The sequence below is a fragment of the Sorangium sp. So ce1504 genome (assembly GCF_051521635.1).
Taxonomy (GTDB): Bacteria; Myxococcota_A; Polyangia; order Polyangiales; family Polyangiaceae; genus Sorangium; species Sorangium cellulosum_B.
The window spans coordinates 4,806,356-4,822,040 of sequence record NZ_CP150365.1 but is presented as its reverse complement, the minus strand read 5'-3'; the positions used below and the strand labels follow the sequence as shown (position 1 = coordinate 4,822,040).

The 15,685-nt window shown below is 69.8% G+C and carries 10 protein-coding genes and 1 pseudogene; 4 read left to right on the top strand and 7 right to left on the bottom strand.

Going from position 1 to position 15,685, the window contains the following annotated elements:
• Nucleotides 1-96 precede the first annotated feature (96 nt).
• From WMF39_RS18120 to WMF39_RS18110, 3 genes are all read right to left on the bottom strand, one after another.
• Nucleotides 97-2,196, bottom strand: a complete 2,100-nt coding sequence (locus tag WMF39_RS18120; RefSeq protein ID WP_437746737.1) for a DUF2169 domain-containing protein — start codon at nt 2,194-2,196, stop codon at nt 97-99.
• 500 nt (nt 2,197-2,696) lie between these two features.
• Complete coding sequence (locus WMF39_RS18115) at nt 2,697-3,077, bottom strand: hypothetical protein (protein WP_437746736.1); 381 nt, start codon at nt 3,075-3,077, stop codon at nt 2,697-2,699.
• 211 nt (nt 3,078-3,288) lie between these two features.
• Nucleotides 3,289-5,607 (bottom strand): nitric-oxide reductase large subunit, encoded by a 2,319-nt coding sequence (locus WMF39_RS18110; protein ID WP_437746735.1) that lies wholly within the window; start codon nt 5,605-5,607, stop codon nt 3,289-3,291.
• A gap of 282 nt (nt 5,608-5,889) precedes the next feature.
• Between WMF39_RS18110 and WMF39_RS18105 the strand changes: the two genes are divergently transcribed.
• Nucleotides 5,890-6,300, top strand: coding sequence for a VOC family protein (locus WMF39_RS18105; protein WP_437746734.1), 411 nt, complete (start codon nt 5,890-5,892; stop codon nt 6,298-6,300).
• Between the two features lie 188 nt (nt 6,301-6,488).
• Nucleotides 6,489-7,799 (top strand): PQQ-dependent sugar dehydrogenase, encoded by a 1,311-nt coding sequence (locus tag WMF39_RS18100; protein ID WP_437746733.1) that lies wholly within the window; start codon nt 6,489-6,491, stop codon nt 7,797-7,799.
• A 38-nt stretch (nt 7,800-7,837) separates the two neighbouring features.
• Here WMF39_RS18100 and WMF39_RS18095 read toward each other — a convergent pair whose 3' ends face one another.
• The 3 genes and pseudogenes from WMF39_RS18095 to WMF39_RS18085 form a co-directional block, all read right to left on the bottom strand.
• Entirely contained in the window at nt 7,838-9,202 is a 1,365-nt protein-coding gene (locus WMF39_RS18095) for an extracellular catalytic domain type 1 short-chain-length polyhydroxyalkanoate depolymerase (RefSeq protein WP_437746732.1), read from the bottom strand.
• Between the two features lie 229 nt (nt 9,203-9,431).
• A complete protein-coding gene (locus WMF39_RS18090) occupies nt 9,432-10,496 on the bottom strand; it encodes an alpha/beta hydrolase family esterase (protein ID WP_437746731.1) in 1,065 nt (354 codons plus the stop codon).
• 569 nt (nt 10,497-11,065) lie between these two features.
• Nucleotides 11,066-11,833, bottom strand: a pseudogene (locus WMF39_RS18085) (glycoside hydrolase family protein); the annotation flags it as partial.
• A 16-nt stretch (nt 11,834-11,849) separates the two neighbouring features.
• On the opposite strand from WMF39_RS18085, the gene WMF39_RS18080 reads away from it, so the two are divergent.
• Nucleotides 11,850-12,131 carry a hypothetical protein gene (locus tag WMF39_RS18080; protein WP_437748170.1) on the top strand — a complete coding sequence of 94 codons (282 nt, stop codon included), beginning with the start codon at nt 11,850-11,852 and terminating at the stop codon, nt 12,129-12,131.
• Nucleotides 12,132-12,168: 37 nt separating this feature from the next.
• Here the strand turns inward: WMF39_RS18080 and WMF39_RS18075 are convergent, their stop codons facing one another.
• Nucleotides 12,169-13,503, bottom strand: coding sequence for a DUF2403 domain-containing lipoprotein (locus tag WMF39_RS18075; protein ID WP_437746730.1), 1,335 nt, complete (start codon nt 13,501-13,503; stop codon nt 12,169-12,171).
• Nucleotides 13,504-14,089: 586 nt separating this feature from the next.
• Here WMF39_RS18075 and WMF39_RS18070 point away from each other — a divergent pair.
• Nucleotides 14,090-15,616 (top strand): hypothetical protein, encoded by a 1,527-nt coding sequence (locus tag WMF39_RS18070; protein ID WP_437746729.1) that lies wholly within the window; start codon nt 14,090-14,092, stop codon nt 15,614-15,616.
• The last annotated feature ends 69 nt before the right edge of the window (nt 15,617-15,685 follow it).

Here is a 15,685-nt window from a genome sequence, read left to right as displayed (position 1 = left end):
TATAGAGGCGATTCCTGGAAAGCAAAGCGATGATTGCATGTCACGACGGCGCGTCGCCATCGTGTGATCCGCACACCTGACATCGCATCGCACGGATCAACCGGCCTGCGCCGCGGGGGCGTTGCTGTCCGCGGGCTGCCGCGGCGCTCCGCGCAGCGTCGCGATCTCGGCCTCGACGTGCGCTCTCAGGCGCGGATCGCCGGCGAGCCGCCTGGCCCAGAGCCGCTTCATCTGCGCCCACACCGTGCGTCGAATGGCGAGCGGATCGAGCGCCGCCGCCGCACCGTCGCGCTCGGTCGCGACGAGCAGTCGCGCATAATCGGTCGGATGCACAACGCCGCGGATGGCCTCCCAGGCGGCGAGATAGGCTGCATCGAACCGATCGCGGAGCGGTCGCTCGCGGCGTCGGGCCTCCTCCGCCATCGCCTCTTGCCATCGCGCCTCGGCCTGCTCCCAGCGCTCATCGGAGAGGCCGTGCGCGCGGAGCACGTCGGCCCGGGGGACCGGCCGCTCCGCGAGCTCCGCCGCGATGATCGCGCACCGCTCGACGCTGACCTCGTCGCCCTCGCCGAGCGGCGGGAGCGGCCCCGGGACCTCGTCGCCCTCGCGTCGGAGCTCGCGAAAAAAGCGAGACGCGGCCGGCTGCTCGGACGCTTCCGAGACGAGCCCCGGGACCGCGGTGGTGTCGAGGGGAGCCTCGAAGCACGCGGGCGCCGCCGCCGTCAGCGCGGAGGTCGCGGGCCCCACGGACGCGGAAGGCGCCCGCGCAGCGCGCTCGCCGGACCAGGGCGCGCCAGGGATCGGCAGCTCGGGCGCGACGCGCGGCGGAAGCGGCGGCGCGGCAGGAAACGGCGTCGCGGGCTGACCGGTCGCCCGCGCCTCATCCTCGCTCGACAGAAGCGTCGTGCTGGTGAAGATGGCAGGGATTTGATCTGCGACCGGCCCAAGCTCGCCCTGCGACGCCGGCGCAGGGGCTGCGGGCCCGAAGGGGAGCGCCGGGGCGCGCATCGACGGCTCGTCCGGCTCCACGGGGAGCGCGAGCGTTTGAAAGAGGGACGCGGCGGACAACGGAGGATCGACGATCTCGACGTCCTCTGCGGAGAGGCTGATCGGGAGCTCCGGGGCGAGCCGCGCCTCGCCCGCCCCGTCGGGCGCGTCCGTAATCCGGGCGGTCTCCTGGGAGCCCAGGCGGAGGGAAGGCGGATGCGCCGGCTGGGCGCGCTCCTGCTCCTCGAGGCGCACGTCGGGCCATGCGATCTCCTCGCCTTCGATCTCGACGCCGGCCACGATCCGCACGGCCGCGAGGGCGTCCTCGCCGGACACGGGGAAGACCCGGCGCCACACGACCGTGCAGCGCTGCTCGACGCCGTCGATGCGAAGCGTGTCGGCGTTGAGCTCGAGCAGCTCGCCGTCTGCCGCGGCGGAGGCGGCGAGCCCCCGGATCCGCGCCACCCCGCGCGCCCCGGGCAAGCGCATCTGAAGCCGTGGAGCCGCCGGATTCACGTGCTCGAGCACGATCCACTCATCGCCTTGCAGGAATGCGATCCGCTGGTCGGCGGGCGCCGCCTGGAAGTACGACCAGTCGAAGCCCGCGGGGATGTCGGCGTTCGGCCCCTCGAGCGCCTTGCGAGGCGTGCTGCCGAGCAGCCGACGGCGCACCGGCGCGGCGCGCGCGAGCGGCGCGAAGCCAGCGAGGCGTGCGGGATCCTGGGGGTCGAGGATGTTGGCCGGGCCATCCATCGGCTCCCCATCGAACGGATTTTCCCACCCGTTCGCGCCGCCAACCGCCCTCTCGTACACGAGGGGTATCTGCCGGAAAGGGCCCTTGTCACGGACGAGGAGGCGCTTGTCGAGCACCCAGCCGCCGGCGCTGTAGATCGCGAGCCGCACCGGCAAGGACTGGACCTCGGTGCCGCGCGGCGCGTGCGCGTCTCCGGTGAAGACCACATCGGCGCGACCGAGGTAGGGCGCGAGGTCCCCGCTCCAGCGGATGCTCCGCGCCGGGTTTTTGCCATGGTGGACCTCGGCGCCGAGGATCTCCTGCGGATCGGTCCGCCACATCACCGCATCGATCGCAAAGGCGAAGCTCGCCTTGGCGACGACGGTGATGTAGTGCCGGCCCTGCGTGCGCCAGGCGATCGCGGCGGCCGCGGCGCCTTTCAGCGGCGTCACGGCGCCGCGCAGGAGCGCGCTCATGATCGTGCTCTCGGACGGCCGCTCCCGGCCATGGCTCGCCTCGGCACCATGAATCGCCTCCCACGTTGAGTACCCTCGCTTGTGTGAAGAGCGTGCGGCAATCTCGCAATCTATGTGTGACTTCAGCGCCCGCGCACGGCGCATCTCATCGTCGGCGGGTCGTGCCATGCGCTCCGCGGAGGCGGCCTTCCATGCCGACGGCTGGCGCGGGCGAAGCCTGGCAGGATCGTCGAGGGCATCCGCAGAAAGCCTGGCATGTCGACGGCTTGTCACGCGGGCTGGGTGTTCCAGCAGGTGACCCGGGGCACGCGGTCAGCCCGGCAGGCCGTGCATCATTCTCGTCAGGGGAAGGCGTGCCTCGATCCTCGGCCGCGCGAGCCGTCAGACGCGCGGCGCCCTGTCCACGCAGGCGACCGGCGGCATCGCCTCCAGCGCGGCGACGCCTTCCCCCGCAGCCTCATGCGCCTGGCGGGGATCGATGAGGAGGATCCCCACGCTCCTCACCATGACCAGGCGATCGGCGTCTTATCACGAACATAGCAGCCGTCGCCGTGGTTGTAGCAGCGCGCGACCCAGTTCTGGCAGGCCCATAGGGCATCATTGGGGGTATGGCCCCACCAGATCTTGACATGGCCGACGTCGACCCATTTGCCCCACCATTGCCAGCAGATCCATTCGCTTTGGGTCACCGCTTGCTGCGCGCTTCCAACCGCCTCCGCCGCGTCGGGGTCGATCGCGTCCGCTGACTCGGGATCAGCCGCGTCCGCCTGGGTCCCCAGCTCGTCATCGCCTTCGAGGGAAGCGTCGCCAACGCAGCCACCGAGCACGGCTGCGGCGCCGAGGAACGTCAACGGGAGGAAACTCTTGCTGAACAAGCTCATCTCTTTACTCTCCTGAGATTTTTTACAGAAAGAGACCGTTCGCATCCCGGTCTCTCTCGCGCCTGATGGATGCTGCGGTGGCGAGCCATCCTTCACGCAATCGGGTGGGGCCGTCTCTTTTCTGAAGGGTGCGGCAGGCACTGCCGGTCGCCGCGCGGCGCTACGGCGAGCAGGCGCGCCAGCGGACTGCCGGGCGCTGGCGCGCGGGTGATCAGGCCGCCGGCGCGCCGCTCGCCGCCGGCGCGGCCATCCCTGCCTCCTCACCCTCGGGCGCGGGCTTCGCCGAGGCAGCGCCCGCCGGCCGGCGGGTGAAGAGCCCCGCGACGAACCCCACGAAGGCCAGGACGCCGACGATGAACAGGCTGTCTCCGACGAGCCGCATCCAGCGCAGCGCCTCGAGGACCGGCTGCTGCAGGAACTCCGCGCTCCGCGCATACCACAGCCCGCGCTCGACGCTGGCCCACGCCTGCGCCAGCCCGATCGGCAAGAGGCTCAGGAGGATCATGAGGCCGAGGCCGCCGTTCATCCCCCAGAACGCCACCCGGAGCCGCGCCTCGTTCCACACCGCGTCGGGGCGCAGGCGGCGGAGCATCACCAGCACGAGGCCGAGCGACAGGAGCCCGTAGACGCCGAAGAGGGCGGCGTGCGCGTGCACGGGGGTCGTGTTGAGGCCCTGCATGTAATAGAGCGCGATCGGCGGGTTGATGAGGAAGCCGAACACCCCGGCGCCCACGAAGTTCCAGAACGCGACGGCGACGAAGAACTGGATGGGCCAGCGATAGGCCTGCATCCACGCGCTCCGGTGCTGCATCTGCCAGGTCTCGTGCGCCTCCATCCCCACGAGGACGAGCGGCACGACCTCCAGGGCGCTGAAGCTCGCGCCGACCGCCATCACCGAGACCGGCGTGCCGCTGAAGTAGAGGTGGTGGAACGTGCCGGGGATGCCCGAGACGAGGAAGATGCAGGTGGACAGGAGCGCGGCCCGCGCCGCGCTGTCGGGCCGCACGAGCCCGAACCGGGTGAACAGGAACGCGATCGCCGCGGTGGCGAACACCTCCATGAACCCCTCGACCCACAGGTGGACGACCCACCAGCGCCAGTACTCCATGACCGACAGGTGCGTCTTCGCGCCGTAGAACAGCCCCACGCCGTAGAACATCCCGATCGCCACCGTCGCGCCGGTGAAGAGCAGCACGATGTGCCGGCTCATGTCGCGCCGCGAGAGCGCGGGCCAGAGCGCGCGCAGCATCAGGAAGAGCCAGAGCGCGAGCCCGCCGAAGAGCGCTATCTGGAAGGCGCGGCCGAGGTCGACGTACTCGTACCCCTGGTGCCCGAACCAGAACGAGTGCTCGAGCGCGAAGCGCTGCTTGACCGACAGCCACTCTCCGGCGAGCGAGCCGAAGACCACGAGGACGAGCGCCCCGAAGAGGACGTTCACGCCGAGCCGCTGCCCCCTCGGCTCTCGCCCGCCCACCGCCGGCGCGAGGAACAGCCCCGCCGCGAGGAACGCGGTCGCGATCCAGAAGACGCCGAGCTGGACGTGCCAGGTGCGCGTCACCGCGTACGGAAGGTAGTCCGCGACCGGCAGGCCGAAGACCTCGTGTCCTTCCACCGTGTAGTGCGCGGTCAGGGCGCCGAGCGCGACCTGGAGCACGAGCAGCGCGACCACGACGACGCAGTACTTCCCGACGGCCCGCATCGACGCGGTGAGCACCCACCCCGAGAGCGGGTCGCGCGCCGGCGCAGCGACGGCCGGCTCCTCGGTGCGGCGGAACGCGTGGTACCAGACGAGCGCGCCGATCCCGGCGAGCAGCAGCACGACGCTCACGATCGACCAGATCACGTTGGCGGCCGTGGGGACGTTTCCGACGAGCGGCTCATGAGGCCAGTTGTTGGTGTAGCTGGCGCCGGTGCCAGGGCGCTCCGCGGCCGTGGCCCACGAGGTCCAGAAGAAGAACGCCGTCAGCTTGTCGCGCCGCCCGGCGTCGGGGACCGCGCCCGTGTGCAGCGCGTAGCTCTCGCGCAGGCCGGTGAGGCTCGGCTCGTCGCCGAAGAGCGCGCGGTAGTGCGCCGCGGTCTGCTCGATCGCCAGCGCGCGATCCTCGGAGACCGTGAGCGCGCCGGTCGCGGCGTCGTAGCCGTTGTGGCGCATCGTCCGCTGGAGCCGCGCCTTGAGCGCGGCCTGCGCCTCGTCCGGGAGCGCCGCGAACGCCGCGCCGTGCTCTCGCTGGCTCCAGAGCGCGAGCTGCGCCTCGGCCTCGCGATGGAGCCAGTCGGCCGACCAGTCCGGCGCCTGGTAAGCGCCGTGCCCCCAGACGCTGCCGACCTGCTGTCCGCCGATGCTCTGATAGACCAGCTGCCCGTCCAGGATATCGTCCTTCGTGAGCAGCACCCGGCCGGACGGCGTCTCGACCCGCTCCGGGATCGGCGGGGCCTTGCGGTACACCTCCCGACCCATGAAGCCGAGTATCAAGAAGCCAGCGGTGATGACGGCGGCGAGCGCCAGCCAGAGTCGTCGTAGGTTATGCATAGCGACCTCGTTGTTCGCGTGAGCCCCGGCGCGCCCGCGCCTCCGCGGCGCGACCTCGAGGGCTCCGGTCGTGACGCCCGGCCCTGAAGCAGCCGGCGTGCCGCTGCCGTGCGCCCCTTGTTTTCGCGGCGCGCGGGCATGCGCCGGAGGCGGTGGGGCGCACCTTTTGCACGAAGGCGCACCCGCGGCCTCGGCCTACCGTCGCGCCGGGACCTCCGGCTGGGGTATCCTCGGCCGCGCGCGCCGCTCCCCTACCCCGGCGCCGTCGCGGAGGCTCTCCCCATGTTCAAACGCATCGCGCACGTCTGTCTCAACGTGAGAGATCTACAGCGTTCGGTCGACTTCTACGGCAAGCTCGGGTTCGCCACCAAGTTCAGCTTCACCCGCGAAGGCGCGCCGTTCGGCGCTTACCTCGAGATCGCCGACGGCAACTATATGGAGATGTTCGAGGACCGGAACCTCGGCGAGGTGATCAATACCGGGATCGCCCACTTCTGCCTGGAGACGGACGACATGGACGCCGTGATGGCGACGCTGAAGAGCCGCGGCGTCCCGTTCACCGAGAAGAAGCTCGGCTGCGACAACACGTACCAGATCTGGCTGGCGGACCCCGACGGCAACAAGTTCGAGGTGCACCAGTACACGCCGACCAGCACGCAGTACACCGGGGGGGTGATCGAGGCGGACTGGTAGCCGGTACAGGGGCGGCAGCCGGGGTTGGATGGAGGGGCGCTCCCGCGTCTGCGCGTGGCGAGAGGCGAGGAGATCGGCGGGCTCATCGGTCGAAGGGAGCGGTGGACAGAGCAGCAGCCGAATGGCAACCAGAGTCCATGGACAACCGAAGATCATGCCGGCTGTGGGCCCGGCGTGGGGTGGCTCAGGTGCTCCTGGTTTTCGCCGGCGCGGGCGCGCTGGCCTCCTGCTCGCCCAAGCGCGCCGAGGTCACACCGCAGCCAGCGCCCACCGACAGGATCCTCACCGGCGCCGACGCGCTGGGCGACTGGACAACGGACGCGCCCGGCGTGAAGCGCAAGATCACCGTCGCCGACCTCCCCGCGCCCAACGAGGGCGAGTCGGTGACCAACAGCCCGAGCAAGGCAGATCGTCCAGCCGGTGCGTTCCCCAAAGTCCCGTCGGGATTCACCGTCACCGAGCTCGCCACGGGTCTGGAGAAGCCGCGCGTCGTGCAGGTGGCGCCGAACGGCGACGTGTTCGTGGCCGAGAGCGCGGCGGACCGGGTGCAGGTGCTCCGGGACACGGACGGCGACGGCAAGGCCGATGTCCGCAGCGTCTACGCCGAGGACCTGAACCGCCCCTTCGGCATCGCCTTCTATCCGAGCGGGACCGAGGCGCCGACGCACGTCTACATCGCGAACACCGACAGCGTTGTGCGGTTCCCTTACAAGGCGGGCGACACCAGGGCCAGCGGCCCGGCCGAGGCGCTGGTCACCAACATCCCCTCGGGCAAGGAGGCGGTGGGCGGCGGCGGCCACTGGACCCGCGATATCGTCTTCAGCAGGGACAACCAGCGAATGTTCGTGTCCGTGGGCTCCCGCTCCAACGTCGATGACGACGACGACGAGATCCGCCGCGCGTGCATCCTGGCCTTCACGCCCGACGGCAAGAACGAGGCGCTCCATGCGTCAGGCATCCGCAACCCGGTCGGCCTGGCCATCGAGCCGGCGACGGGCGCGCTCTGGACCAGCGTGAACGAGCGCGACGAGCTCGGCGACAACCTGGTCCCCGACTACGTGACGCGCGTGCAAGAGGGCGGCTTCTACGGCTGGCCCTGGTACTACCTCGGCGGGCATCAAGATCCGCGGCACGAGGGCAAGCGCCCCGAGCTCCGGGACAAGGTCGTCGTGCCGGACGTGCTGATCCAGTCGCACTCGGCCTCCCTCGACCTCTGCTTCTACACGGGCCAGCAGTTCCCGGCCGACTACCAGGGACACATCTTCGCGGCGGAGCACGGCTCGTGGAACCGCTCGCGGCGCACCGGATACAAGGTGATCCGCATCCCGGTCAAGGACGGCAAGGCGGCGGGATATTACGAAGACTTCATGACCGGCTTCGTCACGAGCACCGGCGACGTGTGGGGTCGTCCGGTCGGCGTCGCCGTGGCCAAGGACGGCGCGCTGCTGGTGACCGACGACCAGAGCAACACCGTGTGGCGGGTGGCCTACCGCAAGTGAAGCCACGATGCGGCGCGGCCGGGGGTCTTCCAGCGCGCTCAGCGCGGGCGGCGCTTCGGGCGACCGAGCAGCAACCCCAGCGCCGCGAGGAGGAAGCCCGCCTGGGCGCCGGAGTCGCTCGCGTCGTTGCCCACGGCGCAGCTGCAGCCGGAGCTGGAGCTTTCTCCTCCTGTCGAGTCGCCGGTTCCCGAGCTGGCGTCCTGTCCGTTCGCCCCCCCGGACGCGGTGTCCATCGCGCCGCCGCTGCCTGCGCTGCCGCCTGAGCCACTTACCATGACCCCGCCCGCGCCTCCGGCTCCGGGCTCGCCCCCCGCGCCTCCGGTTCCGGGCTCGCCCCCCGCGCCTCCGGTTCCGGGCTCGCCCCCCGCGCCTCCGGCTCCGGCCGCGCCACCTGCGCCTCCGGTGTCGCTGCCGCCGGGGACAGCGCCGGGACAAGCTGCCGTCTCTGGATCCTGACCACCGGCCGTATCGAGGCCGAAATAAGCGGCGACGGCGGGTCCGTCGAACGGCACAGCGTGCCCGACGCCGTCCATCGAAAAGGCCTCATAGACCGTGTAGCCGCAGGAGCTCTTCCAGGACTGGCGCGTGGTTCCGCGCTCTGGCGTGTCGGTCCCATCCGGGGTTTCGCTCAACCCCAGGAGGTTCGTCCACTCTTTGACGTCTTCAGCCATGTTCTTGTAGCTGAGGATCGTGTCGGCGGTGCCATGCCAGTGCTGCAGGCGCGGGCGATGGCCGGTGTAGCCGGGATAGTACGAACGAACGAGGTCTCCCCACTGCTGCCCGGTCTTCGTGACGTTGCCGCCCCCGCAGGGCCCGCTCCACTGGGCCGAGCTCCCCGTCCCGGTGACGTCGTTGTAGCCCTCGGCCCAGCAGCCACACGGAACGCCCATGAGCGACACGCCGGCCATGAACACGTCGGGGTACACGCCGAGCAGCGCCTCGGTCATGATGCCGCCCGATGACCCGCCGACCGAGTACACGCGGCCAGCATCGCCGCTGTACTTCGCGAGCGTGTATTTCACCATCTGGACGATGGCCCCCGTGTCGCCGCCGCCGCCGTGGGCGAGCGATCTCGTCGATCCCGCGTCCCAGCAGTTCTGCCCGGTGGCCTCCGGGAAGATCATGATGAAGCCGCTGGTGTTCGCTATGGAAACCAGGCTCGACATCTCGCTGAACGTCCCCTGGCCATTACCCTGACAATGATGGGGAGCGACGACGATGGGCGGTTTGGTCGCCAGCTTGTCAGGCACGTAAATGTACATGTTGACATAGCTGGGCAGGCCGTCCGCCCCCCATTCGCTCTGGTTGACTTTTTGTAGCGATGCCCCGCGCGCAGGCAGAGCAACGAGCAGCGCCAACGAGAGCGACGCGAGCCCGAGGACGTGACTTTTGAATTGGTCCATCGAACAGAGACTCCATGTCAACGACAACCTGGCACGCGAGCCAGCACCGCTTTGTTTCGCGCACTCTGGAGCGACAAAGTGGTTGAAACCCCGAGAAAAAGCAGAAATTTCACAGGGAGACGGGGAGGCGGGGAGCGAGAGACGGCGAGAAGGAGAGATTCTTTTTGTCTTCCTCCCCGCCTCCTCGCCTCCCTGTGAAATTTCTCCGGATTTCAACACGATTGGTGTTCTAGAACTGACTCAGGAACGTCCATACTTCCTGGGGCATCCATGACATCTGCTGCCCGCCGTCGTTCGGCGACGGAGTATGACCACCGTCGTAGTCACACCAGCGGGTGGGGTGCCCCGCGGAGCAGCCCTTGTAGTCCGAGCAGGCGTGGCCACCTCTGGGCGCCTTGGCCAGGGCCTCCACCATGCATCCATTCTGCTTGGCGAAGAAATCGCTGTTGGAGGTTTGTCCGGCTCCGCCGCTCTCCTGCTGACCCAGCGAAGACATGAAGGCGACCGGCTGACAGCTCGCCGGCCGGGGGAGACCGCCGCCGGAGTGGACCACCGCGGCGCGGTAAACGTCCGGACGCGCGCAGGCCAGCGTCCACGCCATGGCACCCCCCTGGCTGAAGCCTTCGAGCTCGATGCGCGAGGTGTCGATGCAGAGATCACCCGTGACCTGCTCGAGGATGTCGTCGACGAAGGTCACATCGTCGTCGGCTGACCAGAACCCGCCGACAGCGTCGGGCGCGATGAAGATGGTGCTCCCTTCGGAGAGCGACCAGAGCCCGAAATACGAGGGCGCGACTTGGCCGCTGTTGCCCGTGGCCCCGTGGAAGGAGAGAATGAGCCGGTACGGGTGGCCGTTGTCGTAGTCGTCGGGGACGTGCAGGGTGTACTTGCGGCTCTTCCCGCCGCTCTGCACGGTGCCGGCGCCGTTCTGAAGCGTGCGCATCTTGCCGCAGCCTGCGGACTTCACCGCATCACCGCCACCTCCGCCCCCGCCCCCGCCGGCCTCACCTGCCCCGGCGCCGCCCGCGCCGCCCGTTCCACCCGAGCCCGCTCCACCGGCGCCGGCGGTCGCTCCGCCGCTACTGGCTGCTTCGCCGCTGCTCGTGCCGCCGGAAGTGCTGCCCGACCCAGCGGTTACGCCGGTCGACGCCCCGCTGGCGGCCGACACGCTCGAGCTGCTCGCGCCCGCAGCTTGTGCCGCATCGCCGCTCTCTTCGCTGCACGCCAGCATCGCGACGCTCGAGAGCAAACAGAAGACATGGAAGCGACTGACGGCTTTCTTCTCGTAGTGCACGATGCCCCTCTGGTTGCGTTATGTCTGCGCGAAGCGCTCACTCGATGCCGACGACGGCGAACGGCGAGATTGGCGGACAGGTGGTTGCCAGATGTTCCACGCCTGGAGCGCGCCCTGATGTCACCCCAGCCGAGCACAACTGCTGCTCCTCCTTTCCCCCGGCATGCGCCTCGTCCGGAGCCACGGCGCGACCGTCAAGGTGAACGCGCAGAAGGACGCAAGACCCGGTGCGCATGGCGGCCCATCCAGGGGAAGGCAAAAGAAGTTTCGGAGCGCCGAATGTGAACGCTCACATGTTCGGCGTCAATCACAAACTGGCGCGGCGAGCGTCGACGATCGTCGGCGAGCGCGAGGCCCGCGCCCGGCGGGGACCGGAGCTGGTGGCGCGGCATGACCGCGCCTTCGAGCCTCACGCTCGCGTCTCCGCCCCCATTCGCACCGACGCGTTGCGGCGCGGGCCTGCCGCGCCGACGCCGCCCGAGGGGCGAGCGGCGGCGAGTCCCGGGCGCCGCGGCGCGGTGACCACGGCGGGAGAGCGCGCAGGCGACCGGCCGCCCGCCGCGTCACGCTCACTCCGTCGAGGCTCCGCACGCGTGCTGCGGCGCGCTGACGTAGGCCTGACCGAGCTCGTTGAGCTCGCCGTCGTCGCCGAGCAAGCTCGCGTGCCGGACGTTGTCGGCGCGGCCCGAGAACCACGCGTACTTCGCGATCCGGGGCTCGTTCTCGAGGTACGCCAGCGCGTCGACAAGGAACTCCTTCTGCTCGGCGAGGGAGCCCGCGCTGTCGCAGGCGAACTCCGTGAGCCAGAGGGGCTTGTCGAACCGTGACTTGTACGTCTCGACGTGGTTGATGAGCCACTGGGCCTGGTTGTCGCCTTCTCCCTTGCAGCCGGTGTAGATGTGGATGCCGATGTAATCGACCCGGCACCCGCTGCACGCGGCGAAGAAGTCGTCCAGGTACTTGAAGGGATCGGTCTCCTGGCAATCGCCGCCGCAGAAGTTCACGGCCGGCGACACGAGCGCGAGGCCGCGCGCGTCGGCCACCGCCTCGACGTGCGGCCAGAGCGCCGCAGCTTCGGCCGCGGAAAGGTCGGCCTGCGCCCCGAAGTTCGGCTCGTTGAACCCCAGCAGGAACCTCGCCCCCTCGGGGATCTCGGAGGCGATTCGGCCGGCGGCGGCGCTGTCGAGGTTGCCCCCGCCCCACACCATCGGTACGTACTCGACGCCGAGCGTCCTGTAATGGTCGGGCCGGACCCCCTCGTCCGGCACATGAGTCCAGTTGTACCACCAGGACACAGCCGGGGAGAGGACATCCATGTCCGCCTTCGAGTGATAGCCATACGCGAGGCCGCGCTTGCAGCCCGCCGGCGCAGGGCCGCCGCTGCCGCTCGAGCTTGCCGCGCCGCTGCTGCTAGAGCTTGCTGCGCCGCTGCTGCTAGAGCTTGCTGCGCCGCTGCTGCTCGCGCTGCCTGCGCCGGCGCCGCTCGTGCTTGCTGCGCCGCTGCTGCTCGCGCTACCTGCGCCGGCGCCGCTCGACCCTGACGACGCCTGTGCCTCGTCGTCGCTGCCAGAGCACGCCGGCACGCCGGCGAAGGACGCGATCGCGGCGATGAAGACCCACCGCACCGGAAGCTGACGGAGATTGTGCATCGTGTTCCTCGGTTTCATGGGGCTCATTCGGGCAGGCGCATCGAGAGCATGGCGTCGATCGAGCCGCGCGAGAGCCCTCCCGGCAGATCGGGGAGCATCTCGGCCGCGGCGGAGGGGATCCTCTCGGGGTGGATGACCGCGACCTGGATCGTGCGCTGCGCCTCATCGAGCAGGATCATGAAGTAGCGATCGCCGCTGGGCCGGCGCCACGTGGGGCAGCCGTCCGAGGGCCCGCCGGCCTCGATGACGGGCCCCTTGTCGTAGGCCTTTTGCGCGCACGCATCCACCACCTCGACATCCTCGGCGAACTCGTCACGATCACAGCCGGTCCCGCAGACGCTGCCGCCGATGTGCCCCTCCTGGTACGAGCGGACACCGGTGCTCATGAACTCGCGGTTGCTGTACTCGTTGTTGTCCATCACGACCTCGAACACGTTGATCTCGCCGCAGCCGTCGCCGACGGTGCCCGTCTTCGAGTAGCAGTTGCAGAGCCCGTTCCACTTGCGGCCGCCGTCGCGAATGAGCTCGGACGCGACGAACGCGACCCACGGGCCGGGGTGGCCCTGCCCATCACCGTCGCATTTCTCGACGCCCGCGTCGTCGAACGTCATCGACGCCAGGAAGACAACGAGCTTCGAGCCCGCCCAGCCGAGGTGCATGACGCCGGGATCGTCGGGACAGTAGTAATCCTTGCCGTCACCGCACGCGAAGGGCTTGTCCTGCGTGAAGTACGTGACGCAGTCCTTCTTCGTGAGGTCGCCCGTGAAGTCGGCGGAGGTGGTCTGCCCTTCCGTGACGAGCAGATTGGAGCCCGCGCCGACCTTCGCGTCCCACGACGAGACCATCTGCCATGCGGAAGGGTCGCTGCCGGGCTGATAGACGGCGAGCTGCTTCACGCGGATCGCCTTCATGATGAGGGTCATCTCTTCATCGAACGGGGCGAGCTCGTCGCTCGTCGTGTGATGCTCCGTCATGCAGCAGTGCCCGCCCCAGGTGTCGTCGCCGTCCTTGTAGTCGCACGCCGGGTCGCCCGGCTCGCGGTCGATGCGGCGGGGCCACCAGCCGGTCGCGCCGATGTTCGTGAACGTCATCGTCCCGCCGCGCGTCGGCGTGCTCGTCTCAGGGACGTGGGGGCCGAGACCTCCGCCCGCGCCCGCGCCCGTGGTGCTGGCGGACGGGCCTGCGCCGGCGCCCGCCGTGCTGGCGGACGAGCCTGCGCCGGCGCCTGTCGTGCCGGTGGATGGACCTCCGCTCGCCTGGCCCCCCTGGCCGCCCTGGCCGCCGACATCGCCTCCGTCACCGCAGGCGCACGCGAGGAGGACGAGAGCAGCCTGCACGATCAACGAGGAGCGCTTCATGCCCGTGACTGTCTCCGGGGCGCGCGCGTTCCGTGATGGAAAACAGAGGGGTCGGAGCCGATTGGTCATCGAGAGGCCCACATGGGCGCCGCTCGGGCCCGACCCGAGCAGATCGAGCGCGGTCGAGCCACGACCCATCCCGGAGCGAGGTCGCTCGAGCAGGCATCCGCAGGGGCTTCGACCTCGCGTCCGTGCTCCCCGAGAGCCCGCCTGACGCTGCGTAGCGCCCTGGTGCGCCTCGACGCCGACTCGCACGCTCGCACGCAGGGTTCATGAAAAAGAGATCGACTCCAATCGCCTCTCGCAAACCGGACCGACGGGCGGCGGAGACAGCAAAGTCGACTCCGAACATCTCCCGCGAGAGGGGCCATCCGCGCCACCCTGCCCCGTCAATGCGGCCCGGGCGGCGAGGCTTATCGTGCCGGGCTCATCGGTAGCGCTGATTCGAGGACGTGCGATCGTCGGACTTTTTACCTGCTAGGGTGCGCGCGGGAATATCGGTCTCGCGATCCACCCGGCTCGGACAGGAGGGGGAAGTGAGGACGGAATTCTTGTGCTGTGAATTTTCTTGCTGAGCAGGAGGCCTATGAACCAGCATGTCCGATGCGCCCTTTCGGCGTTGCTTGCGGCGGTGTCGGTGAGCGTGGCAGTGCCGGTCCGGGCGGAGGTGACCCTCTCGGACGATGTATCGCCCGCGAGCCCGTCGGACCCGTGGGACCTCGGCGATAGCCCTCTGCTGGTCGGCGGCACGATACCGGGCACGCCCCGCTCGGGGAGCGTGCGCGTCTCCAACAGGGGGAGGGTGCTCAGCCCCGGCGCCATCATCGGCGGGCCTTACGAGGGCTCCGGTGCGGTCGAGGTGGTCGGGTACGGATCGCGGTGGACCAACAATGGCTCTCTCGCGATCGGCGCAGGCCACTTCGCCTGGGGCTCGCTCATCGTACGGACCGGCGCCACGGTGATCACCGACGACCTCCTGGTCAGCGGGCCGTACTTCCACGCCTACGGCGACGTGCTCGTCGAGGGGTACGACGCGACCCTGACGAGCCGGACCAACGCCTACATCGGTGACCTGTGGGGCGGCAGGATCGAGATCCGAAAAGGAGCGAGCTTCTTCTCGCACAACGTCTATTTCGGTGCGAACGCCCCGGAGGACCCTTTCCGCCCGATCGAGGCGTTCGTCACAGGCTCCGCGACGAGATGGGTGAGCACGGGGGAGTTCGTCGTCGGCGCGGGCAGGGCCGCGCAGCTGTCCATTTACCGGGGCGAGCTCTCCACCGTGGACGCGCAGGTCCTCGGCAACGAGCTCGAGAACAGCGCTGTCAGCGTGAGCGGCTGGGGCGGCACCTGGACGAACGCGGGGCTGCTGTCGGTGGGGGGAGACGATGGAATCGGCGGGATCGCCCTCGGAGCGCTGGGGACCCTGGCCACGGAGGAGGCCGAGATCCGCTCGCGAGGCGGCGCGGCGTACATCTATGTGACCGACGTCTATGCGTCGTGGATCAACGGCGGTGACGTCACGATCCTTGCGTCCACCGACTCGTCGGTCTATCCGGCGCTGCACATCGACGGGGGAGGATCCGTCCGCATCGGCGGCCTCCTCCGGCTCGCGCCGCTGCCCGGCGCTCCCGGCGGCCCGAGGTGGGCGGTGCGGCTCGCGGACGGCGAGCTCATTGCGGGAGAGATCGAGGTCCAGGCCAGCGACGTCATCGATTTTTACCGGGGGCGCCTCGAGACCAGCAGCTTCACGGGCGATCTCGCGAACCCCGCGCTCGGCACGCTGGTCGTGGGCGAGGTGTACCCCTCGACGAGCGTCGCCGGGAGCTACAGCCAGGGCTTGTTCGCGGCGCTGAGCGTGACCGTCGCCGGGCCGAGCGCCGCGCCGCTCCTGTTCGTGGACGGGGACGTGACCCTCGACGGGGCCCTGGAGATCCACGTGGAGGACGGGGCCATGCCCTTCGAGGCCGGCGACACCGTCGCCGTGCTCGGCTGGAGCGGCGCCCTCCTGGGGACGTTCTCCGAGGTGAGCGTCGATGTGCCGCTCGCCCCCGGGCTCGCCTGGGACACCTCGGCGCTGTACACGACCGGCGAGATCGTCGTCGTGCCTGGTTGATCGCGGCCCGAGCCCGCCGCGGGGACGACCTGCGGCGAGACGGAGATGAGCCGCCAAGGCGCCGGGGAC

Excerpts from the sequence above, each read along its gene's own strand:
- WMF39_RS18115 (WP_437746736.1), bottom strand. The coding sequence starts at position 3,077 with ATGAGCTTGTTCAGCAAGAGTTTCCTCCCGTTGACGTTCCTCGGCGCC.
- WMF39_RS18120 (WP_437746737.1), bottom strand. The coding sequence starts at position 2,196 with ATGAGCGCGCTCCTGCGCGGCGCCGTGACGCCGCTGAAAGGCGCCGCG.
- WMF39_RS18105 (WP_437746734.1), top strand. The coding sequence starts at position 5,890 with ATGTTCAAACGCATCGCGCACGTCTGTCTCAACGTGAGAGATCTACAG.
- WMF39_RS18070 (WP_437746729.1), top strand. The coding sequence starts at position 14,090 with ATGAACCAGCATGTCCGATGCGCCCTTTCGGCGTTGCTTGCGGCGGTG.
- WMF39_RS18075 (WP_437746730.1), bottom strand. The coding sequence starts at position 13,503 with ATGAAGCGCTCCTCGTTGATCGTGCAGGCTGCTCTCGTCCTCCTCGCG.
- WMF39_RS18110 (WP_437746735.1), bottom strand. The coding sequence starts at position 5,607 with ATGCATAACCTACGACGACTCTGGCTGGCGCTCGCCGCCGTCATCACC.
- WMF39_RS18095 (WP_437746732.1), bottom strand. The coding sequence starts at position 9,202 with ATGGACCAATTCAAAAGTCACGTCCTCGGGCTCGCGTCGCTCTCGTTG.